This window comes from Nitrospira marina (assembly GCF_059568365.1).
Genome location: NZ_JCANTH010000001.1, coordinates 4,073,786 through 4,097,024, shown reverse-complemented (window position 1 = coordinate 4,097,024; position 23,239 = coordinate 4,073,786). Strand labels below are relative to the sequence as shown.

At 51.3% G+C, this 23,239-nt stretch carries 20 protein-coding genes; 2 read left to right on the top strand and 18 right to left on the bottom strand.

Annotated features, from left to right (window positions below):
- Positions 1 to 2: 2 nt before the first annotated feature.
- Positions 3 to 371, top strand: coding sequence for a hypothetical protein (locus tag LX98_RS17690; protein WP_496430112.1), 369 nt, complete (start codon positions 3 to 5; stop codon positions 369 to 371).
- A 69-nt stretch (positions 372 to 440) separates the two neighbouring features.
- On the opposite strand, the gene LX98_RS17685 is transcribed toward LX98_RS17690, so the two are convergent.
- The 18 genes from LX98_RS17685 to LX98_RS17600 all read right to left on the bottom strand — a co-directional run bounded on the left by LX98_RS17685 (position 441) and on the right by LX98_RS17600 (position 22,428).
- Positions 441 to 1,814: an HD domain-containing phosphohydrolase gene (locus LX98_RS17685; RefSeq protein ID WP_496430111.1), complete on the bottom strand. Its 1,374-nt coding sequence runs from the start codon at positions 1,812 to 1,814 to the stop codon at positions 441 to 443.
- Positions 1,815 to 2,308: 494 nt separating this feature from the next.
- Entirely contained in the window at positions 2,309 to 3,412 is a 1,104-nt protein-coding gene (locus LX98_RS17680; protein WP_496430110.1) for an HD domain-containing phosphohydrolase, read from the bottom strand.
- A gap of 294 nt (positions 3,413 to 3,706) precedes the next feature.
- On the bottom strand, positions 3,707 to 6,967 hold the full coding sequence (locus LX98_RS17675) for a response regulator (protein ID WP_496430109.1): 3,261 nt from the start codon (positions 6,965 to 6,967) through the stop codon (positions 3,707 to 3,709).
- Positions 6,968 to 7,389: 422 nt separating this feature from the next.
- On the bottom strand, positions 7,390 to 8,790 hold the full coding sequence (locus tag LX98_RS17670) for a tetratricopeptide repeat protein (RefSeq protein WP_496430108.1): 1,401 nt from the start codon (positions 8,788 to 8,790) through the stop codon (positions 7,390 to 7,392).
- A gap of 28 nt (positions 8,791 to 8,818) precedes the next feature.
- Entirely contained in the window at positions 8,819 to 9,646 is an 828-nt protein-coding gene (locus LX98_RS17665; protein WP_496430107.1) for an AAA family ATPase, read from the bottom strand.
- A complete protein-coding gene (locus LX98_RS17660; protein WP_496430106.1) occupies positions 9,643 to 11,253 on the bottom strand; it encodes a secretin GspD/PilQ domain-containing protein in 1,611 nt (536 codons plus the stop codon). The genes LX98_RS17665 and LX98_RS17660 overlap by 4 nt, the downstream gene beginning before the upstream one ends.
- A 28-nt stretch (positions 11,254 to 11,281) precedes the next feature.
- The gene (locus LX98_RS17655; protein ID WP_496430105.1) at positions 11,282 to 11,797 is read right to left on the bottom strand and encodes a hypothetical protein; all 516 of its coding nucleotides are present in this window, start codon (positions 11,795 to 11,797) and stop codon (positions 11,282 to 11,284) included.
- The gene (locus LX98_RS17650) at positions 11,764 to 12,351 is read right to left on the bottom strand and encodes a hypothetical protein (RefSeq protein ID WP_496430104.1); all 588 of its coding nucleotides are present in this window, start codon (positions 12,349 to 12,351) and stop codon (positions 11,764 to 11,766) included. The genes LX98_RS17655 and LX98_RS17650 overlap by 34 nt, the downstream gene beginning before the upstream one ends.
- A complete protein-coding gene (locus tag LX98_RS17645) occupies positions 12,348 to 13,895 on the bottom strand; it encodes a hypothetical protein (RefSeq protein WP_496430103.1) in 1,548 nt (515 codons plus the stop codon). Before LX98_RS17645 ends, LX98_RS17650 begins: the two co-directional genes overlap by 4 nt.
- Entirely contained in the window at positions 13,831 to 14,751 is a 921-nt protein-coding gene (locus LX98_RS17640; protein ID WP_496430102.1) for a prepilin-type N-terminal cleavage/methylation domain-containing protein, read from the bottom strand. The genes LX98_RS17645 and LX98_RS17640 overlap by 65 nt, the downstream gene beginning before the upstream one ends.
- 281 nt (positions 14,752 to 15,032) lie before the next feature.
- A complete protein-coding gene (locus LX98_RS17635) occupies positions 15,033 to 15,836 on the bottom strand; it encodes a hypothetical protein (protein WP_496430101.1) in 804 nt (267 codons plus the stop codon).
- On the bottom strand, positions 15,833 to 17,044 hold the full coding sequence (locus tag LX98_RS17630; protein ID WP_496430100.1) for a type II secretion system F family protein: 1,212 nt from the start codon (positions 17,042 to 17,044) through the stop codon (positions 15,833 to 15,835). The genes LX98_RS17635 and LX98_RS17630 overlap by 4 nt, the downstream gene beginning before the upstream one ends.
- Positions 17,037 to 18,722, bottom strand: a complete 1,686-nt coding sequence (locus LX98_RS17625; protein WP_496430099.1) for an ATPase, T2SS/T4P/T4SS family — start codon at positions 18,720 to 18,722, stop codon at positions 17,037 to 17,039. The genes LX98_RS17630 and LX98_RS17625 overlap by 8 nt, the downstream gene beginning before the upstream one ends.
- A gap of 130 nt (positions 18,723 to 18,852) precedes the next feature.
- Positions 18,853 to 19,536 carry a prepilin-type N-terminal cleavage/methylation domain-containing protein gene (locus tag LX98_RS17620; protein ID WP_312646005.1) on the bottom strand — a complete coding sequence of 228 codons (684 nt, stop codon included), beginning with the start codon at positions 19,534 to 19,536 and terminating at the stop codon, positions 18,853 to 18,855.
- Between the two features lie 138 nt (positions 19,537 to 19,674).
- Positions 19,675 to 20,346, bottom strand: coding sequence for a tetratricopeptide repeat protein (locus LX98_RS17615; RefSeq protein ID WP_496430098.1), 672 nt, complete (start codon positions 20,344 to 20,346; stop codon positions 19,675 to 19,677).
- A gap of 486 nt (positions 20,347 to 20,832) precedes the next feature.
- A complete protein-coding gene (locus tag LX98_RS17610) occupies positions 20,833 to 21,165 on the bottom strand; it encodes a glutaredoxin domain-containing protein (RefSeq protein WP_496430097.1) in 333 nt (110 codons plus the stop codon).
- Between the two features lie 4 nt (positions 21,166 to 21,169).
- Complete coding sequence (locus LX98_RS17605) at positions 21,170 to 21,418, bottom strand: BolA/IbaG family iron-sulfur metabolism protein (RefSeq protein ID WP_312646008.1); 249 nt, start codon at positions 21,416 to 21,418, stop codon at positions 21,170 to 21,172.
- A 284-nt stretch (positions 21,419 to 21,702) separates the two neighbouring features.
- Complete coding sequence (locus LX98_RS17600) at positions 21,703 to 22,428, bottom strand: alpha/beta hydrolase (RefSeq protein WP_496430096.1); 726 nt, start codon at positions 22,426 to 22,428, stop codon at positions 21,703 to 21,705.
- A gap of 361 nt (positions 22,429 to 22,789) precedes the next feature.
- On the opposite strand from LX98_RS17600, the gene LX98_RS17595 reads away from it, so the two are divergent.
- Entirely contained in the window at positions 22,790 to 23,224 is a 435-nt protein-coding gene (locus LX98_RS17595; RefSeq protein ID WP_496430095.1) for a GNAT family N-acetyltransferase, read from the top strand.
- The last annotated feature ends 15 nt before the right edge of the window (positions 23,225 to 23,239 follow it).

The window sequence follows — 23,239 nt, the reverse complement described above, 5'->3', positions numbered from 1 at the left end:
GTATGAGTTCCACATCTCCTCACGTCCATATCTATCATGTTGCCGGGTTGGATGACCGTGACCGTGGATTTAATCGGCAAATTCATGTCATTTCCTGTGAAGGAGGATTCCAGGCCAAGCTCCGCTATGAATCGCTTCAGATAGATGTCGATCCCCTTCCTACCGAAGACCAGGTCCTGCACGGTCTCATTCACATGTTGCATGAGAGGGGTTATCGGCAATTACGAACCCAACGCATCTTTATTGGTGAGCAGTATCTTGGGAATCAGGAGCTTTGGGTGGAGTATCCTGATCCCGAGGCTCCTCTTGAAGCGAGGAAAACATGGGTGGCCTGGATCCGTCAGATCGTTGGGCGGTCCCTTCCCCCATAGATTTCCATGTCGCACAAAACACGAGGTGTGTTCGTGAGAATGGTCTAACGAGGCCTTCCTATGCAGGGATTATGTGGACCCGGCTAAAGTTCGCAGACCTCCGACTCCGGAATCTGCGGAAGAGGGAAAGTAGCTAATGATTCGGCGAGGGTTGAGGCATTCCCTGATTTTGGCAGAAAGGTCAATGGGTCGAATGGCACTGACAATAGAGAGCGACTCATCCTCTTCAGACAGGTTCAAAATAATCGGTTCATCCGAAGAGGTATGTTCATCATAGACGAGGATGACCGGCCTGAGCCGGTTCGCGAGATTCACGCTGGTGACGATTCCAATCTTCTGATTACTCAAGTTAACCAGTGAGCCTGGAGGGTAGACACCCAACTGACTGATTAACGAGACGACCACGTCATGCCATAGGGTGTGACGGCATTTGACGTATAAATAGGATAGGGCCTCTGAGGGAATGAGAGATTTGGCTGGATCCGGGTGATGGCACAATTCATCGTACTCATCCACCACCATGACAATTTTGGCGAACTTACTGATTTGATCGTCTTTTTTCCCTGTTGGGAATCCTGACCCGTTGAGGCGTTCATGGTGTTGGCGAATCACGTCAATCGCTTCATAAGGGAAGTTAGGCAATTTCTCGGCCAACTCCACGCCGTACTTCGGATGCGTACTCAAAAAGTTCTTCCGTTCGGAAGCTGACATCGACCCTTTTCGTAATAAATGCTCTGCCGGAAACTTGAGTTCGCCAATGTCATGGAACAGAGCTCCGAGAGCCAGTTTTTCAGCCTCCTCACGCGATAATCCCAAATCCTGCCCGACCATGAGAGATAGTGAACAGACATTGAGCGCATGCAGAAAAAATTCCTCATTCGGTTCGTTGGAACCGATGAGGTTCAGTAGTGCTCTCGAGTTGTCAGCGATATCGAGAATCTCATAAAGCTCTCCGACAATTTTCTGGGCCGTCCGGAGACCTCGAGGGCGGCCAGTGATCACGTCCTGCATGACCTGTTTGGCTTCTTGCACCACCTCCTGAAATTGTCCACCAACTGCTTGCAAATGTTCTTGGTAGACCTGGAAGGCTTGGTGTTGGGCGACTTTTCGTTGTATAGGATCTTCCGGCGTTGCTTCCTCCTCCAAGAAATCGTGTGGGGTGATGATCTCAGGTTCGTTTAAAGGTTCTTTGTTCGGTTCTACGGCGCTTTGAACCCCCTTCCGGTCAAGCGCCTTAGTGTGGTCGGGAGGAATCCCTTCCGGGTCCGAACGATCTGGATCGAAATACAACTTGACCTTCGTGAGTCCACGAAGTGTTTCGAGGTCTTTCGCCGATTCGATTTTGAATGAGTTGGTTGGAAATGGATGACTGAACCAGGATCCCTCAATCTTGATGTACAATCCCAGTCGCAGAGCGGTTGCATGAAGTGGAACGAAGGACATGTTAACTCTCGATTTTAGTCATACGTCATGATCGGGTTTGTCTGACAATTGAGACCTAGGGTTGTGTGTGGTCATGGGGCAAAGAATATGCCAAATATCTGCCCCGTTGTGGGCTGTTATTCTACAACAGTGTTGCTACTGACTTTGTCGGAAGGAAAGAATGTAAAATTAAGGGGAAGTCCGGGAAAAAAGTAACAAAGAAATGTGAATGAGGGCCATGGGGGAAGTTGAGGCAGGGCATTTATCCCGCATTATCCCGAGGGGTCATGACATCCACACCAATCAGACTTGTGCGAAATTCTCCTGGAGCCAAAGGATCTGGGGAAGAGGATCAAATCCTATTGACCACACGGGTCTATTTGGATACGCAATGAATGGAACACTCTCTGAACGTCAAGTGCGGGTGAGAAAATCCAGCATACTAACAAGATGAGCAAGTGGGTGGATAAGAGTGGAAACGGGTCCACGGAGCGCAAATGGTGGGAGTGAGTTGCTTAGACGTGGTTGTTGGTTTTCAGCAGGTCGAATTTGGGAATCTCTATATCCGTGTGGGTTTGCTGAATGTCAGTAATGACTGGCAGGAGTTCATGAAACAGGTCCACCAGATGAGGATCGAACTGTTTTCCTGAAAGGGAGTGCATTTCCTTGAGCGTTTTATCCAGAGGCCAGGGATCCTTGTAGCATCGTTTGGATGAGAGCGCATCAAAAACATCGGCGATGGCACAAATTCGGCCGACTAACGGAATATCCTTTCCGGCCAGGCGATTTGGGTATCCTGAGCCATTCCATTTTTCGTGATGAGTAAGAGCGATCGCTTCTCCCATTTGTAGGACGGGAGAGTGGCTGTTGGAGAGGAGTTGAGCGCCGATGACCGTATGTTGTTTCATGATTTCAAATTCTTCGGGATCTAATTTTCCGGGTTTCAAGAGGATCCGGTCCGGAATCCCCAATTTCCCGACGTCGTGCATGGGGGTCGCGTGAAAGAGCACATCGCAATCTTCTTCTGTCATGCCGGCGGCACGTCCCAAGACCACGGCAAAGTGAGCCATGCGGATGATATGCGCGCCGGTTTCATTGTCTCGATGTTCGGCTGCACGGGCAAGGCGGTGGACCACCTCCAGTTGAGTGTCTTTGAGCTCTTGAGTACGGATCCGGACGGTTTCTTCCAGTATGTCATTTTGTTGGGACACCGTTTTGTTGAGCAAACTGGCTTCAAGCAAATTGCGGATTCGCATTAACACTTCCACCTTGTCGAATGGTTTAGGCAGGAAGTCTTTGGCCCCCGATTCTAACGCGCGGAGGCGGGTTTCCCGGTCCTCTTCTGAGGTAAGGACCAGAATGGGGAGAAACCCGTGCTTGTGAATAATTTTAAGTTGCCCCATCACCTGAAACCCATTAAGTTCAGGCATGCGGATATCAAGGCAAATCAGATCTGGATCCAGCTCTTTAAACAGAGGTATCACTTTAGTGGGATCCTGAGTGGAATGGACTTGAGTGTACCCGCCGTTTTTTAGAATACTCTCCAGGTACATGATGTTGGTCATTTGATCATCCACGATGAGAATCGTGGCATTTTGGCATTGCTGTTGGGAAATCATTGTAGTCCGTATGACATCAAAAGGATCAACGTAATCATCGAGAATGAAGCCTGGTTGACCGGCTACCAGCATTGAGATTGGGCAGACGTTTCATCGATTCTTATGCGATTCTTTCCGCCTGGAGATGGTATTTATCTTTTGTTTATGTCGGTCAAAACAAGTGAAACTTGAAGTAACGTGCTTTTTGATTTGGAATGAAGCCGGGAGCAGGGAGGAATGGTTTGGAGGAAGAGTCTTACGCTAAAAGTGGTGAGGAGCACAAAGGCGAGGATTGTTCCCTCTCAACACTTTCCCCTATTTCGCTCTGTTAAAAACATTCTCGAGTTCGGTCCGGGTTTGTTGGAAGACGTCGTGAAGTTGGGGTTCCCAGTTTGACAGAGCGGCCACTTCTCCGGCCTTACAGGTGGCTTCAATTTGAACCGCTAATTGTGCTAATGAGTCGGCACCCATGTTTCGGGAAATCCCCTTGAGGCCGTGGGCAGCCTCATTCAATTGGGTGAGGTTGTGTTTGTCCAGCGCGTGCTCGATGAGGGTGACGCACTGGAGGGCGTCTTCGACGAATTTCTGAATCATGGACTCCAGAAACGCCCGGCCTCCAAGTTCTTCAAGTTCCTTTAAGGTTTGGGTGTTGACTGCAGGCTGTCCTGTTGATCCGGAAGGAGATGAATGAGGCAGGGGGTATGGGCCTTCGTCCTGAGTTGGAATATCGAAAATCTGGTGAGGCAGCCATTTTGTCAACACGCGGATCAGTTCTTCGGGACGAATAGGCTTGCTCAGGTAATCATCCATTCCCGCTTGCAAACATTTGACCCGGTCCCCCTGCATGGCATTGGCAGTGAGGGCAATGATAGGCATGTGTTTGGGAATGGGAAGAATGATATCAGAAGTCAGAAGAAAGGGTTGAGAGTGAATCGGCTCTTTGTCACCTAACTCGTTATGTTTTCCTTCTTTTGCTTCCTGCGCACGAATCGCGCGCGTGGCCTCATATCCATCCATTTCTGGCATATGGCAATCCATCAGAATGGCATCATAGGAAATCCGGGACAGGGCTTCGAGGGCTTCCTGGCCATTCGCCACGACGTCGGCACGGTGCCCGAGGCGTTCCACTAGCATAACCGCCAATTGCTGATTGACGTGATGATCGTCGGCGACCAGAATCCGGGCCGCCTTTGGCCGACACCATTTCTGCAGCCGATGTGAGGTGATCAACGGGCGCGAGACGGCGGTGGGGTCCATGGGCTCATAGCCCATGACTGTTTCCAGGCAGACCTGTAACTGGTCTTTTCGAATGGGCTTGGTCAGATAGCCGACAAACCCGGCCTCTTGCGCGGCCTTGGCATCGCCCCGCGTCCCCAAGGAGGTGAGCAGCACGAGGCGCACGGCCGCGGTGTTCGGGTCGGCTTTAATGGTGCGAGCTAACTGCAGCCCATCCATATCCGGCATTTCCATATCAATGATGGCGAGGTCAACGGGCCTGCCGTGGTGGGCTGCCTGCTGGAGGAGGGTCAGAGCATCCGTGGGAGTGGCGGCCAGAGAGCCAGTCATACACAAGTCCTGAAAGTATTGCGCCAATAACTGGCGATTCGTGGGGTGATCGTCGACTCCGCAGACGGTGAGGCCCACCAGGTGGGTGTTGGCGGGGGTGCGGGACTGGGCGGGGGCGGGTTGTTTGGTCAAACACGCGGTAAACCAAAAGGTGCTGCCCTGCCCCGGTCTGCTCTCCACCCCCAGGGTTCCGCCCATCTGTTCTACGAGTTGTTTGGAGATGGCCAGGCCAAGGCCGGAGCCACCAAACTGGCGGGTAGTCGAACTATCGGCCTGCGAAAAGGGCTGAAAAATTTTGGTGTGGGCCTCAGGGGCAATGCCGATGCCGGTATCGCGAACCTCCACCCGAATGGTGACGGTGTCGGGAGTGTCATCGAGGACCTCCATTTGGACGACGACCTCACCGCGGGCAGTAAATTTGATGGCATTCCCCACCAGATTCATGAGAATTTGACGCAGGCGCCCGGGGTCTCCTTGCAGGGCGGTCGGTACCGTGGCGGAGACCAGCCCCACGAGTTCTAATTGTTTGGTGCCGGCTGGTCCGGCCAGCAAGTCGAGCGTGTCCTCCAGGGTGGTGCGCAGATCGAAATCAATGATCTCGAACTCGAGCTTGCCGGCTTCGATTTTGGAGAAATCGAGAATGTCGTTAATGAGGGTTAACAGGGTTTCGCCGGAGGACCGCACGGTATTGGCCAACTGGCGTTGCTGCGAGGTCAGATCGGTTTCGAGTAAGAGGCCCGTCATCCCGATCACCCCGTTCATGGGGGTGCGGATTTCATGACTCATGGTGGCTAAAAATTGGGATTTGGCTTTTACTGCGGCCTCGGCCTGGATTTTCGAGGTCTCTAACAGCGTCAATTGCTTATGAATCCACCGGGAAATTATCCATGCTGTGGATAAAAATCCGGCTACACATATTAGGCTGAGGGTCAACATGAATCTCCAGCTTTGCGCAAAGGAGTTTTCGAATTTATTTGTCACTTCTTGGGTTTGTTGGGACGCCAGTTTGGCGAATGACACTTGAGCCTCACCAATCTGTTCTTTTATGTCTTCCAAGCGTACATAGAATTCCGCACGTTCCGCCTCCAAACGAAGAGAATTCTGTTTGAAACGATACAGACCTCCAGAGCCTAGTTTTATGGTTTGATGTGTCTTGTCTATCGAATACCCTTGACCAAAGAAGATGGACCCTAAATCCTGAAGAATCTTTTGAACAGTGTCGTTTGGAATGGGCGAGTTTCCTCCCAGCATATTCATTCCCAGGGCGAGTCGAGTCAAATTTTGTTGCAATTGGGAATCTTTTAAATCGATGAGCCGATCGGGATTGCGCTCGCCATACAGGGTTTCCAATAATACGGACAGGTTTCCCAATTCTGTCTGAATAATCGACACCCCTAGGGCGGCATGGCGAATCTGATGCGCGAGCAAGTCATCGGCGACCACCAACGCTTCCGAAGGAGAGGCCTGTTTTCCTTTGCGGTAGGCCATGGTTTGTGCTAGACGTGTCTTCTCTTCCCAGGTTTGAATTTGGTTTCTCAAGTTTTTCAATCGTTCCCGAGCCATTTTTATGGTCTGCTGTGATTGCAGGTCTTTCAAGATTGGCCCGGAATGTTGGACCCACTTTCGCACCTCCACGCCGAGGGCTTGCAGACGCTGACCAGTTTTTAGCATTTGACTCAAAATGCCGTGGGTGTCTCCGGTGGGGTATTGGTCTAGTCGCTCACTCAATGCATGTACGTAGGATTGAAATGGATCGGGGTTGAATATGCTCTCAACAGGATTCTCCAGGGTGCTTTCAATTTGTTTCACTGCCTGCACACCGAGATGATTCAGCGCATTACCCATTTCCCTCTGTAACGCTCCTGCTTCCATCGCAACTATTTTGTTGGTTTGTACCTCAAAGAGCGTATATCTCGTCAGGCCTAGGGTGACAACACCAAGGAGCACACCAAGGAATACGAGAAACCACACGAACCAAATGACGCGATGTCCAGTCGGAGCGAATGTCATGGCGGTCTTAATGGGCCTTCACGAGTTGAGGTCAGACTTTCAAATGAGAGGACCGGTCCTTTTTTCAATTGAGTCGCTCAGAGCAGCTGGCTGGCCTGGTAATGGGAGGCGATCAATTGAAGAGGATGTTTCATTCCTAAATCGAAGGTTTCTAATTGTTCCAGGGCAGATACAGCAGCGACTCGTGTGATCATCGCCCTGCATTCTTCTGGACCAATTTCCGAAGCTAAGGGAATATTTCCCAAAAAGGAAACATTTAATGGGAGGACGTCTAGTCCTGCGTCCCGAGGGAGTCGAATGAACTTTGTGCATGGTGAATAGGCCCCAAACTTAATGACCGCCCTGGGCAGTGAAACCTCCAGTAATATGGTGGCGAGAGCATCTCCAAGCGCCAACGTATTCCGTTTGTTATTGCTCTTTCTTCAGTTTTGGGGGGGGGCCATTGTTGAGCCCCGCTTCTTGGTTGTTGAGGTCATACTGGCCAACAGTTTTTTTCTGATAGAAAAAAAATCCGGCTGGCCTTCGGTTAATTGTAAAAATTTACCGAAATATTGATTCGCTAACCGGTTATTTCCCATTCGCTCATAGGCATAGCCCATATTCAAATGGATATGGGGTAAATCCGGTTGGAGTGCCTCGGCTTGCCGAAGTTCATGCACGGCAAGTTGGAAACTCCCTTGTTGCTGGGCCACCAGAGCTCGTTGGATCCACAATTGTGGAACTTTGTCGTTACGTGCGAGGCCGCTCAAAAAATACTGATCGGCCTGGTCAAGCTGGCCTGCCCCCAAGTATGCCGTTCCCATCCAAAACCATGGTTCCCAGGTGACGGGGGGATCATGGAAGAGGGGTGAGAGCATACCCTGTGCTTCTTTGTATTCACCGTTTTGAATAAGTTCTCTGGCGCGATGGAGCCAGTTGGCTGGAGATGGCTGAGATGGACCTGTGTTGTGACCGTTCATCTGAAATTCCTCATTTTTCAGAATAAGAGCTGCGGTGTTGACAGGGACAGGTGCCTCGTCAGTCACAGGATACGTGGCGGTTGTGAGCTCATCCAGAGTGATTCTTTCATCCTCTAAATCGGCTTCTAACGGGATGGGTGTGCGTGTTTCTTTGGCGGATACGACTTCGACAAGGTCCGGATCACGTTGTTCTGTTTGGGCAAGGACGGGGACTGGAGGACTGGTTGCGATTTTTTTCGGATCAGTGCTCGGGGGGTTCGGTGCTGGGTCTGTTGCTGTGTGTGGCGTTGAAAGAGATGTGCCCACGGTTTTCTGCTGAAGGTTATCGGATGTGGAGGTTATTACTGGTGTAGAAGGGGCGGGGGAAGTCGGTGTTTCTCCCACGAATTTTTTGGAGTAAGCATGCTCGACCTTCAATGGAGAGGATGGCTCCACTGAAGCATCCTTTTGGGGTGCGGGCGATTCCTCGTCGGGTTCCTGGGCAGCAGATACTGGGAGGCTCTCAACTGGGTCAGCAGTTGGTATCTGCGTGGCTTCAAAAGAAATCGAATCAGCAGATGGAGTCTCCGAAAGTGGAGGGGAGTGTAAAAGAGCCACACGTTGTCTGGGCAAAGAAGAGGCTTCCGTTGGCATTCCGAAGTCCAGATGTAAGCCGATCCAGTAAGCACCCATCCCTAGACTGCTCAATCCGATTGCCATGCCGATCCCGATCAACCAAAACTTTAAAGGAGAGGGCCGGCGGTGCCAACCCGGTTCTCTTCTCCCTCTAGCCGGAAGGACAAGGGGAGCCTGCTGGGTCGTCTCAGTCCCTTCACTTTTGGTCTGGGTCTGAAGTCGCTGGAGGGTGTCTGCGATGATACTCATGGTCTGTTGGATTTCCGGGTTTCTCTCGCTACGGGAGAAATTCCTTGGTTGCGCGCCAGATCATCATGGGAGTCACCGTATGTCGGCCCTGGGCATAAGCGGCTAACAGGGCCCGGTCGCACAGTTGATTGATGCGGCGGGGGACTCCACGGCTCCAAGCATAAATGAGCCAGAGGACTCCCACACCAAGATGAAATCGGTGTCTGGCATCGGCGATATGCAATCGATGTCGGATGTACGCACGAGTCTCCTGCCAGGTAAATGACTCCAGCCGATAGCGAACGCTAATGCGCTGCCGCAATGGTCGAAAGGCCCGAGTCGCCAACTTTTGTTCCAACTCCGGTTGTCCAACCAGCAGGAGACACATCAATTTATCCTTTTCGGTATCCAGATTGGAGAGAAGTCGAAGTCCTTCAAGGACTTTTCCACTGAGCCGGTGCGCTTCGTCCACCAACACGACGACCCGTTCTCCTTCCACGGCCAGACGGAGCAACAGCTTAGGCAGTTCCCGTTGTAAGGCCCCAAGGGACTGATCCTCAGGCAGTGTCCCGGTCAAATCTTCATAAATGGATACAAGTAAATCAGAATAGGACTGATCCGGATTCATGAGGTAAGCGAACCGGACCCCGGTCGGCGGATGGCGAAGCAGGTGCCGGCACAACAGGGTTTTGCCGAGACCCACTTCTCCAGTCAGCATGGTGAGTCCACCACTGGCAATGCCAAATCTGAGATGGTTCAGCGCTTCCAGATGGTGGCTGCCGGGGAAAAAGTAATCGGTATCCGGCGTCAGGCGAAATGGGGGTTCCGTAAAGCCCAATTCCTGGTAGCACATGCTGAGATCTAACGTCGTCATCATGAGGCTCGTATAATCTTAGGGGAAAGAAAAATGACCAGCTCACTTTTCTTTTTAGCTGTGTATGTTCCCTTAAATAGCCGACCAAGGTAGGGAATGTCTCCTAAGAAAGGAACCTTGCGCTCGGTTTCTGAGCTTTCCTCTTGGATGAGTCCACCGATAATGACCATTTCTCCATCTTTCAACCGAACCAATCCGGAGGATTGCTTGACATCTAAAACCGGAGCAGTGGCACCGCCCTCCCCCCTTTTAGCGCCTGGCGATTCCCTAATTTCACGGAGTCGGGAAAGTATAGGAGTCACATCCAGCATAATCCATCCATCCTCGGAAATTTGAGGGGTAACGGAAAGGACCAAGCCTACCGTCACGGATCGCACCTGCTCAGTGACAATATTGCCACTCCCGGCAGTTCCTTGAGCAACGGTTGAGGAAAAAAAAGGTTCATCGGTGGCGACTTTAATTAAGGCCGGTTGGTTATTCATGGTGACCACGCGAGGTTGAGAGATCACACGAATGTCGCCCTGTTCTTCCAGAGCTGTGAGCACTCCATCAAAACTCCCATCCTCGAAGGAGATAGTGGTCGTGGCAGCTTTCGCCATGAAACCTCCAAAGGGCGCGGTAATTATGTTTGAGAGGGCAATGGCGCCATTTTTGCCATCAAAATTAATTCTGCTCCAATCAATACCAAGACTGTACTGATCATCCAGGGCGACTTCATAAATCCGCACCTCGATCTCTACCTGTCGGTATAGGGCTTGGTGAACGCTTTTAAGGAAATCGTCAATTTCATCGACGCGTTTATACCGATCGGATATCTGAATAGTCCCTGAGAGACGATTGACCACGAGTCGTCCTTCTTCGGACATCAGAGTCTTAATTTGCATTTCCAATTCTTCCCAGAACTTTATTTCGTCCTCCTGGTTCACCGTGATTTGTCCAGTGTCCTGTGATGCGCCGCCTCCGCTCCCCCCGCTGGAACCGGAGCTTAGCTGCGCGCGGTTTTGTCCTGTTCCACTCCGAACGAGACGGATGTAATCGACGTTCAATGTTTTCGTTTTGAATTGCCTGACTTGGATCAGGTTCTGGTGGTGTTCCCAGTAATAACCATGGGCTTCCAAAATGGCCGACATCGCTTGTTCCAGAGGCAGATGATGAAAATCCACGGTAATGGTGCCGGTGATTTCTGGCCCGGCCACAATATTTAAATGATTGCTTCGAGCAAATAAGGCCAACGCGTCGATGACAGGCAGATCTTGCGCGCGAAACGAATACAAGGGACCCAAAGAAGGGACAGGTGCCGGTGTCGGTGGCTTGGGGAGATCGCTGGTGAGCAACATGCGATCCTCCAGGGAAAATGTCGCCCGAGGGTTGTTCACGGATGATGCGGCCAAATCAGAACTCAGGGAAAGTCTCTGCGAAGTCTGTGTGGTGTTGGCATCTGAGATTGACCGGTCTCCATCTGGATTGGCGATGGTGCATCCCCACAGACTGAGCATGCCCAAAAGAGCCAGACTTTGAAAAACTCGTACGCCATATGTGATGGATGTTCCGTTGGACGGTCGATGGGAAATATTGAACGTCTGAGGATTCACTATGGTGTTGTGTGGCATGTCGTCTTTCATAGAGTGATGAGAAAAATTATGACGTGGCTTTTTTTGAAAATGTTAACCATTGGTTTTTGCCCTGATGTTTGAGCCACACGCCTTGGGGCTGAATGGACAGGACCTGATACCCATTAATCATTTCTCCTTCATACACCACGGTCCGGTTGATCACTGCACTCCGTTGTTCACCTTCGACGGCAATGGCTCTAAGGGTGAACGTATTCATCACCTGCTTCTCCTCTATTTGGCCCCCTCCCATCGAAGCCGGGTCCGTTTGAACCTGAGAGGCCGTCACGATGGGGGCAAAAGGATCACGACTGGCGTATTCGATCCATTGACCAGCCCCATCGTCATGGGGTCGCCCCGTAGGTGTAAGGGGAGGGAGAGTCCGGGCAGAAAGCAGTCGATTCAATCCCACGGAGATGATTCCCGGTGCATCGGATGCCGTATCCACGATATTGGTATAGACCGCGAATCCTGCGAGAAGGCACAGACCAATCACGACAAACGGATTTTTTAAAGCTCGACGGAATCGTGGGTTTTCATCCATACCGACAATCCAATGGTTAAATGAGTGGCTTGTTGACCATCCCCCATGACCGTCACATGCTGAATGTCGACTCTTGGTCCGGATCGGGTCAGGGCTTTTAAGAAACGAAGATAGGAACGATATGCATTAGGGTTTCCCTGCGAGTTGCTTTGAATTTCCAATGGAACCAATGTCACTCCCTGGATTGGAGAGGTGGTGCGTTCTGTGCTCAGAATTCGATACTGGATGAGGAGATTCCACTGTTTCCCCTCGATTTGAAGCGTTTGCGCCCATTGCGCCAAATGGGTGAAGTTGTGGAGTAAGCGCTGCTCAGCCAGTTGTAAATGGGTGTCAAGCGCATCCGGACGAGCCCGAAGGTATTGAGAGCGAAGTTCCGACACCTGTTGTTCCAAGCCGATCGCATCTTGATTCAACGATTGACGCTTCTGAATGGTGAAAAGTTTATCCAGACTCATCCAGCCCACCATGGATAACGTGCCAATCAGTAGCACCACGAGTGCCGTGCTTTTGAGCTGTTGGGGGTTGGGCCACTCAAAGCGGCGAAGCCACTTCATGACATGGTTCCCTTCAAGGTGAACCGATAGAGCGGGCGTTCATTGCTTGAGGTGGCGGTTTGGGTCAAGAGTTGATCTCGCCAATCTTCATGCAGGGACACATGATATGGTCCATCCGTCAGCTGTTGTACGAATTGATCCACCACAAGCAATGTGGCCGCAAGATTGGTAGAAGTGCTCCCGTCCAGCTCCACGTTCCATCCGTCCTGGGTTCGCTCCACAAAGGCTTTGTGCAAGATGACCTGGGTGGGGATAATGGATCCCAAATAGCTGAGAAACGGGCCTTCTAATTCCGGCGTGGTGGTTTCGCTGACGGAATGAGCCCATTGCCGTTTCGTGTCTAATGACATGAGGCGACTTTCCCATTGCGCGTAATCCTGCTGGAGGGCGCTGACCTGGTCGGTCATGGTCTGCATCGCTGTGCGATGTCTGGCTAAATAACCTTCGATGACGCTGGTTGTTCCGACTCCGAAAAGAATAAAAACCGCAAGCATGGCGACGAAAGCCTTGGTGAGGGTCTTTCGTAGCGGAGCTTGGAGAACCTGCGTGGGTGTGAAGTTGCTGTGCAGATTGACCGGAAGCATTGCACCGACCCACAGCCAGTAATTCCAGTCCGGCTTGATGGGATATGGTATGAGGGGAGTGTTGACGTGTGGCTGTATTTCACCCGCCGTTAATCGTTCTTCATCGTCCCAAAACCAGATGCAGGGAAACTTTAAATTGGTTTGTTGTGTGATAAACATTATCGTTCGGTTGGCCTCGGTTCCGACGCGCTCTCCAAGTGGAACCCAGTCTTGAGCGGGGAACAGATGTCGAGTCCAAATGGGGGTTCCATCATCATTTCCTGCGACAATCAAGATTTTGCCTTCAAGCATGGTTATCAGGATCGAACCTTTTCCCGGTTCGACAGGCAACGTGCTGAGTTGACTCTCACCCAGAGTAGAAAGAGGAGCCAACTGACGAAGAGATAACCCCGACTCTTGGCAGATGTGCACGATCTTATCGATATAGTCTTGGGGCCATATATCAAGGTGGACATGTAATTTTCCTCGCGCTTCCAGGCCAATCTGGTATCGCCAAGCCGCTGGGCCCTCCCACGGTTTTTCCTGTTGGACCTTTCGTTCAAGAAAGGGAAGGAGGTCAGTGAGGGGCATCGGAGGGATTTGAATGGTCCGCGAGGTAAGCCGCGGATGGTCAACGAGCATGGCGAGGTGCGTGCCGGGAAATTGGGTGTGGTAAATCGCTTCTTCCAATGCTTCGCGAAGTGTGTCGAGGGACACGTGCCGGCCTGGTTCCCAACTCCGTCCAATAGTATTTTTCACAATTGATAAGGCTTTCAAGCGACCATTGGAAAGGCTGACGCTTAAAATCGTCTGTTTTTTCTTCACCAGGGTCTTCTGGAGGTTCAGGGGGATCTCCAGCATAGGTGTCTGGGCGTCGGCAAATGATGTGGGTGATTGCGGGGTGTCGATCATAGTATCAGGGGCTATAGCAGCCGCTACTGTTGATTCGCCATTGGGATCCTGCCGCGCAGTCGGGGTCAAATTGAAATCCGGCTTCGGTGGTCAGAGTAAATTGTGTTTCTGGGACACTAAATGTATTCGCTTCGTCCAAACTAACCGTGGTTCCCGAGAAGTGATAGCGACTATGCGGCACAAGCGTGCCGCCACCGGAATCAGTCGGGCTCCCATCGACCGCGTAACTGCCTCCGGCTCCATTGGCAGAGAGGCTGAGGAGATGAAATAAATGGCCAACGTGCCTGCGATGAATTTTAAGATCCGGTATTCCTGTTTCATCGGTGTTCCACCAAGTTTCAAAGTCGGCATCCGTGGTAATGGAGGGATTCACATTTTGGGACAGATGGGTAATGACCATAAATCGTGCGTCCGCCAAGGCCGTCGTGGAGAGACCTGTAGAGTTGGTGAATCCACTGATGTTGGGTTGCACGAAATAATAGCGGAGAAATCCATTAGGGTTCGTGGTGAGTTGTCCTAGAGCGGCCGCGACATAATCCGGACTCAGCGCGGTGAGTGTTGCCGGAAAGGAACGGGTCTGCCGAAGGTAGAGTTCAATACCTTGGGCGATTGTTGCCAATTGTTCATCCTCCGCATCCCGCTTTACGGCGGCCAGTTGATTGATCACGTTTGGTGCAATGAGACTGGCGAGAATGGCGATGATTGCGAGGACGCCAATCATTTCTACAAGCGTAAATCCATTTGTAGATAGACAGCGTGAGGCTTCAAATAATCCGGAAAATTTCCGGCCTATTCTTTGAACGGTGTTCCGGTTTCCGCACCGGCTGAACTGGAGGCCGGTGCCGGAACGCCAGGCTGTCCCGATCGCGATCGAGGCCGTTTGGAGCCCTATGGCTTGAGTGGGAAAGTCGTTGCGTTTTGTCATGAGTCCGATCCCGACTTGCTCCTTCTCAGCGAGGTTGTTGTCTCGGGGGTGAGTGTACGTACTCTTCTCTCCATCGGGCCTATCCCGCCTGGTAGTCCACCAACCTTTCTTTCGGTGTTTAAAAAGCCAATCTTAATTTTCTTAAACTTTTCAAATGTTCATGACGGGTTTGCGAAGACCACAAGGGGACGAAACGATCCGCCGGAGGCAGGTGAGAGAGGTGGAAAAGCAGGCATTTTTTGCCGGGTCAGAGAGCGAGAAAGTCTCGAGAATGTTTTCGGCTAACAGGGCGGAGACAGAGGGTTCCATCGTTTGGTGGGGACGCACAAGGGATCGAACCAATAACCGGTATTGGTGGTAAGAGAGAACTCAAAATCAGGGATGTTGTAGCTATTGTCCTCGTCCAAACCGATTTCGGTGCCTAGAAGGTGAAGGCGGCTATGTGTTGGAAGAAGCGCGCCGTTGGAATGAGTTGGTTGGTGGTCAATGGAAAAACTTCCGCCATTTCCGTTGGGGATAAGGTCTACCATATAAAAAAGATGGCTGACCGTTCCACGATGAATAATGAGCGGAGGGGTCGTGCTGTCATTCATGTTCCACCAGGTTTCAAAGGAGGCGGGTGTGGTGATGGCCGGGGCCGCATCTTGTGCGAGATTGGATATGAGAAGAAACCGGGCATTGATGAGTTCACCGCCAGTCAGTCCGGTCGAGTTTTGGAATCCGGTTATGGAGGGATGCACCGCATAATAGCGGGGGAACCCTCGTGCGTTTCGCGTCATTTGGGCTGGAGGCAATGGCGCAAAGTCAGGAGAAAGGATGAGTAGCGAAGGGGGGAACGCGTGGTTCTGTCGAAGATACGAGATGATTCCGTTGGCGATGAGTTGAAGATCACGGGTTTCACGGTCTTCACTCGTTGGATCCCAGACTCTGACCATGGAAGGCGACACAACAGCGAGCCCGATAGATAGAATCGCCAACAGGCCGATAAAAACAATGAGGGTCATTCCGGCTTCCGGGTCAGAGGCATTCTGTTGGCGGGACGGGGAAGGTATGGCGACGCCAGGCTGGCCCAGATAGCCTGTCAATGGATTCCACCCATTAAACTCATCATGGGCATAAAGAGCGATAGCGCGACGATTCCCACGATCGCGATTAATCCCAGAGTAATCAGAGGCTCGAGAATGCCAAACACTTTTTTGATTCTGCGGGGAATTTCCCGATTATAATAATTCGCCACATTCATGAGTGTGTGGGGTAATGTTCCGGTGGCTTCCCCGACCGAGATCATTTGAATCACCATTGGCGGAAAGACCGGATGACGGCTTAATGATTCATTGATGGTGGAGCCCTCTGACACGGCGCGCTGGGTGTCCTGAAGCGCCCGTTCCATCACAGAATTGCCCACCAGTCCCTGGCACAGTTGCAGGCATTGCAGAACAGGGATGCCGGCTCGATACAAGACGGCAAAATTTTGAACAAATTTGGATATCGTGAGCATCCGGATGAGTTCCCCCAGAACGGGGAGTTGTAAGACCATGCGGTCCCGCCAGTGAGCGAATCCCGGCAGGTATTTTCGCCCCAGGGTCCACACCATTGGGCCGAGCAGGAGGAACGAACTCCAGAGCCACCAGCTCCCGACGAAAAGTTCACTGAGGGTGATAATGAGAATGGTGATAGTCGGGAGAGGCACATGCAGACCTTCCAGGATAGGGACAAATCGGGGAATGACGAACGTAAAGAGCAAGACCAGTAATCCGATCACCGCTACCATGACAATGCTCGGATAAATGGTGGCCTGACGGACATCTCCACGGATCTGATCGAGCCAATCCAGATATCGTTCTAATTCTTTGAAGGTCTCGGTCAAGGTGCCGCTGTCTTCTCCGGCATGCACCAGATTGGTGATTTGAGGAGGAAAAATCCTGGGATGTTGCTTCATGGCATCATGCAAGGTGTTTCCGGCCTCGACTTGTTGAAAGATTGCCTGTAAGGTCGAACGCAAATGAAGGTTGGGTGTCTCAATCGACAGACTTTTTAAAGCCTGGCTAAGGGGAATGCCCGCCTCGAGGAGGGTAAACATGTGTGTGGAGAATTCCATCAGATCGCGGGGTTTGACTCTCCCTCTTTTTTGAGGGGTTCGTGCGAGGGACTTCGGTTTGGATTCCAATGTGCGCACGAGCCAGAGTCCCATGTCCTGGAGCTGCCGTTCCAGGTGGAAAAGATCCGGCGCCGCCATTTCTCCCTCAACCGGCTTCCCATGGGCGTCGATGGCGCGGTACTGAAAATTAGCCACCGGTCACCCTCAACACTTCTTCAAGAGTGGTGATTCCCTGCAGGGCTTTCATGAGTCCGTCATCAAACATCGTTGGCATTCGATCCCGCCGGATAATTGCCCGGATACCTGCCATATCCGGGCCGTGCACGATAGGCCCATGTAGTTCCTCTGCAATCTGAATTATTTCGTAAATGCCTGCCCGGCCTTTATAGCCTGTCTGGCCGCATGCGTGGCATCCTTTTCCTATCCAGAGAGTCGGGGGAAGGTTGTCCGGCAATTCCACTCGAAGATCTGCAAGGACAGTGGCGGCATCCGTTCGTTCAACCTTGCATTCGGGACAAATACACCGGACGAGTCGTTGTCCGATAATGGCGGTCAAAGCGGAGGCGAGGAGGAACGCTTCCACGCCCATGTCGATTAAACGGGGAATGGCTCCTAGCGCATCGTTGGTGTGAAGTGTGGAAAAAACCAAATGCCCGGTTAAAGCCGCGCGCATCGCCAGATCGGCCGTTTCTTGGTCGCGGATTTCACCAACCAGAATGACGTCAGGATCCTGCCGAAGTAGGGCACGAAGTCCGGCCGCAAAGGTCATGCCGATGTCTGGATTGACTTGCGTTTGGCGAATGAGAGGCATTTGATATTCGATCGGGTCTTCCAGCGTAAACACACTTTTTTCTTTGGCATCGACATGACGGAGGGCCGTATATAACGTCGTGGTCTTTCCACTTCCTGTGGGACCTGTCACGAGGATAATGCCATGGGGACGTTGGATCAGGGATTGGATGCGCGATTGGTCGTTGGATGTAAACCCCAACGCCAGGAATTCTAACTTCAATGCCCCTTTATCCAGAATTCGGAGGACAATGCTTTCTCCGAAATTCGTTGGAAGCGTCGACACACGAAGATCAATTCGGCGAGTGCCTAACGTAAAGGGGATCCGGCCGTCCTGGGGAGTTCGTTTTTCTGTGAGATCAAGATTGGCCATGAGTTTAAACCGAGCGGTAATAGGCGCTTGCAGTGGTTTTGGAATGAGAATTTCTTGTGTGAGAATGCCGTCAATGCGCATTCGGACCCGTAAATAGTACTCATCCGGCTCAACATGGATATCTGTCACCCGTGATTGAATGGCGGCGGTAATGAGCTGATTGCACAAGCGAATCATCGGCGCCACCCGGCTTCCGTCTTCCCCGAGATCGGAGATCCCTTTGACCATTAATTCATCAAGCAGTTGCTTGATGGATTCCCGGTGCGCATAGTGCCGCTCGATCGCCTCAATTAACTCTTGGGCAGGGGCCGTGTGGGTGTGGACGTTGAGCCCGATACGACTTTCAATGGTATCCACCGCAACAATATTCAACGGATCTGCCATGGCCAGGTTCAACACATTCCCCTGTTTGCTAAGAGGGAGGACTTGAAACTGGGTGGCGATGTCGTAGGGAATGAGATTCACAATGTCCGGTGGGATAAAGATAGTGGAGAGGTCGACTAACCCGGTTTGGGTGCCCTCAGCCAGATAATGGGCCAGGACTTTTTCGGTAATGAAGCCCAGGCCAATGAGGGTTTGGCCGAGCATCACCCCTTTTCTCTTCGTCTCCCGGATCGCCAAGTCCAATTGTTCTTGAGTGATCCAGCCGTCTTGGAGGAGAGACGCTCCAAGGAGAGGCCGTGGGGCTGTGGGTGGTGTGGTGGTTGGCATGGGCCAGACTGCTAGGAGAAGTTTATGGGCGACGGCAAATGGGTGCTCGCCTGTGAGGAACACATAGGATGAGGGAGCACAGCCATTGTTGGGATTTTCTCAATCATCCCTCAATGAACGAAGATGGGAATTATTGATGGGTAAGATAAATATACATGCGATCATTGCTGGGGTTGTATTTCACGCGTCCGCGTAATTGGCGTTCGGTTAAGCTTGCACCGATACCGGCATCGATGACTCCATCAATTTCATTGAATTCCGTATCGGAAACTCCGTCGACTCTGAGATAGGCCACCCGGGCTCCAGTGGGGAGATCGCTGTTGCCATCATCACCCTTCAGATCCCATCCTACATTCGTCCCTGTTGTCGCTGTCCCAAGTGCAACTGCCGTTTGCGCCGGCATGTACATGGTGGTGCCCAGTCCCGGAGGCGTATTGGTATTAAATTTTTCCAGATAGGGTCCTCGGAATCGGCTCCATTGATTGGTTCCGGTATTCAACGGATCGGAGGCGTCGAGCGTTAAACGAGCTCCAAGAGAGGTAACGGTGGCGCTGTTACCTCCGGTCTCTTGTGCCGGAGTTCCAGCGGCATTGAGAGGCCAGATGGTTCCGATATCTCCATAATACTTTGCGACGGCAGTCTCATACGTTCTCACAGCGGCGGCCATGGAACTGGCTTTTGACGAGGCAATCAGAGTGAAAATTTTTGGCAGTAACAAGGCAATCAGTATGGCGATGATGGCCAATACCCCGATCATTTCCACCAGGGTAAACCCCTGGGAATGATGAAGCGGCCGGAATAGTTTTTTTGGCATCTGTCAGTTCTCCTTTACGCAGGGCGCGTCGTTTGCCCGAGTTTCAGGCTGAATAGGGAAAATGGTAGGGATGACATGCCCATATAAAATCCATCGGCATATGGGATGCCATTCTTAAGCCCACTCCTTGTCCGGAAATCAGGATTGCGGCCGAGAGCGGGTTTGCAGGTCTAGGAGTGCGATACTGGCAAATGGATCCCCGAGTTGAGATGCTTGACTGAAAAGTCGGTGAGCGGCTTTGGAATCTGAGCGGCCGATGTGGCCATCTGCATAAAGATATCCCAGATGAACGAGTGCTGAAGAAAGATGAGGGTTGAGTTCGAGCGCCTGTTGAATGGCATCTTTGGCATGATCAATAAAGCCCAGGCTTTTCAGCGCGATGCCCATGCCGAGATAGGCCTCGGCTGATTTGGGGTCGATCCTGAGGGATTCTTGATAAGCCGCTATCGCGTCTTCGGGCCGACCATTTAACAATGACCTCCATCCCGTATTCGTCTGGTCTTGTGTGTCATTGGTGTGAAGGAGGACGGCAATGTGTATGGGTTTCTTTGATGGAGGAGAATGGGATTGCTGAGATCCTGCAGGTTTGGGTTCGGTGGGCGACGGATGAAGGGGATTGGCAGGAAGAGCGGAGTGCTCAATCTTTGATGAGGCGGCGTTTTTGCGATCAGGCTGAGCGTGAGGAGGGATATAGTTGTTGATCTTTTCTAGTTGCCGGATGAAAGGCTGAGGGTCGGATTCATCTCCATGACTCAAGTCTTGGGAGCCGGGAAGTGTCAAATGACTTCCCTGGGCGGAAGACCAGTTCATTATTCCTAGACCAATGATGATACTGAGAATGAACCTGCCCGAAGATGACCTTAGCGCTTTAGATGTTCCTTTGGCTTTTGCCCTTGGTATTAAGATGGGATGTCTCATGATGGCTCATTGCCTCAATTGTTCCAGTTTGAACCTATCGGACAATGGGCAACATGCTTAAGGAATTACGCGTGAAGTGTTGACCAAATTGCCAAAAACACAACTCAATAAGCTAGGAACGGTCAACAAAAGAATACATGTGGTTGAGAGATAATCGGAGGGCTCAGGGAAGGCATGATAGCCCTGCCACGATTCAAACCCTGAGGCCATGAGCGGGCACAGGGTCCTTAGAGGTATTAATGAAGGAAGCGTCTGAGGTGTGTTGTGAGTTTGCGTGATTGAGGAGCGTTCCGACTGGGGTAGGTCTGAGAAACATAACAAAGCCCACCAGTTATTGAGGTGGGCTTTGTTGATCCAAGAAACGTTTGGTTTGGATTATTAGGGGGCTTGATCGGGAAACGCTGCTTTTAAAAGTGGCTGCAATTCCCCTTTTTCTTCCATTGGGCCCAAAACATCCGTATCACCATAAAACTGACCGTTTATGAAAACTTTTGGCAAAGTCGGCCAGTTGGTCATTTTAGAAAGAGCCTCCCGTTTTTCAGGATTTGGCAAGGCATTGATCAATTCATAGGGATAGCCGAATTTGTTAAAAAATTCCATGGTCTCCACGGTAAATCCGCACTGTGGCGCAGACTTGGTGCCCTTCCCGTAAATGAGAATTTTGTGTTGGGCGATTTCTCTCTTAATTTCGTCTTCAATAGGCGTACTCATAAGATTATCCTCCTTGGGCTTCATTGCGGGTTTTGGCCTGAATTTCTAGGGCATGAATGCGTCCGTCTTTCATGGGCGCGTCTAGGGCTTGGTAAATCATTCGATGACGGTCCAACAGATTCTTTCCTTCAAAGGCATTGGAAATGACTTTGACCGTAAAATGGTCCATGGTACCGGTTCGATCAAGGACCGAAACTTCAGCATCGCCTAACGCTTGCTGAAGTTGAGTGCTCAGCTCTTCAAATGTCATCATAGAAAAAGTTAATCCTGGTGAAAAATGATGTAATATTCAGACCCCACTATACCGGAGAGAGAATTTTCTGCGCAATGCGGGTCTGGAATCTTCTCAGAATGAATGGTTCCTAGGGGGCACGATGTGTATCTAGTCCCGTCCGTGCGGTGTGGAAAGAGCCCTAACCGAGGTGAGGTCAGACACGAGGTGTGAGGAAAAAAATGTAGATTTAGTTAAGGAAGAAGGTGAGGATGGGGTCCTCCTTCTTGTCTCCTGACTCCTCACTTTTTTCCCGCATTATTTTTCTAAGGCGGAGAAGGATAGAGATGTGATTGCAGAAAGGCTCCGAGACCCTGCAACACTTGAATGGGAATTTCATGGCCCCCACCGAATTCTACCCAACTGACGGGTAATCCAGCCGTTTGGATATGCTCACGAAGTTGCTGCGCCATGGAAAAGGATAAAATAGGATCGTCGGTGCCATGGCTTTGAAATACCGGAAGACCTTGGCGATTGGGTAGGCGAGTAAGCCATTCTTGCTTGGCAATAAGGCTGCCCGATAGTAGTACCATTCCTGCGAAGGGAATATTGGTATGAAGGACCAGATCGGTCGCCAGCATGGCTCCCTGGGAAAACCCTCCAAGGATCAGCGATGATGGTGGTACGGACAAGGTTTCTGTGGCAAGAGAGAGGACATCCTGCATTTGATTGCGGGCCGGAGGCAAGCCACGGGGGATTTCTTGTGACAATGCCTCCCACTGCCCTTGGGCCCTGGCTTGTGTGAGGCGTTCCATGTCCAGCATCCACCAAGCTCGGGCGTCCCCAAAGCCCATGTTCAATTGGAGTGGAGCGGCAGGAAAGAGGAAACGGACGTCATCCGGAACATTTAGATACCGCCATAAGGCGACTAAATCATCCCCTGGTGCTCCGAATCCATGCAAGAGAACCACAAGGGGTCCCTCACCGCTCCCTTGGCGATCCACACCACCTGTAATGCAGACATCTAAACCGGCCCAATGTTCGTGTCGCATACAGTCAAAAGTCTAATGATGAAGAAGAGAGGAGGAGAATATTTTCAATTGGCTATGATTTGGTAAACTCGCGACTCCGATGCTGGAAGGGAAATGTTGAAAAATCCTAATGTCCCATTTTTGGGGCGCCGGCATTGGCGCCTTCTGTGATGAGCGGAATTCGCAATGTCTGGTGACAGTGATTGCAGACGACTTTCAGGGTATTCTCGTCGGCATATAGGATCTCTTCTTCTTTTTTCCAAAATAACTTACTGCATTTTGGACATTTTCTGACTAACATCGACATCGGCACGACTCCAGTTTTTTGTCACGTATTTCTAGTAGACTTAGTGTAATACATCTTGCCACAATCTGCCAACGCATGATCAATTTTTTGGATTCCCATGACGTTAAGGCGCAACAGCTGTTGGCACTGTTTTGCCAAACGGATTGGGCTTGTCATCGTTCATTGGAAGACACTGAACATATGCTCGCTCATACGGATGTGGCCATTTCCGCCTGGGATGACTCAAGACTCGTCGGATATGGGAGGGTGTTGACGGATTTTATCTATCGGGCTTCGATTTGGGATGTGATCGTGGATCGGGCCTATCAGGATCGGGATATTGGTAAAGGGATTATCCAGCGAATTTTAACGCATCCCAAGTTGGAACGGGTGGAGTTGTTTTGGCTTTGCACCAGGCGCTATCAGGGGTTTTACGCTTCTTTGGGATTTTCTGATAAAGAACAGACTGGTATGGTCTGGGATCGGAGCAAGCATGTCGCTCCCCCCACGAACCCCCCACCAACCCATTGAATGGGTAGAGATGGG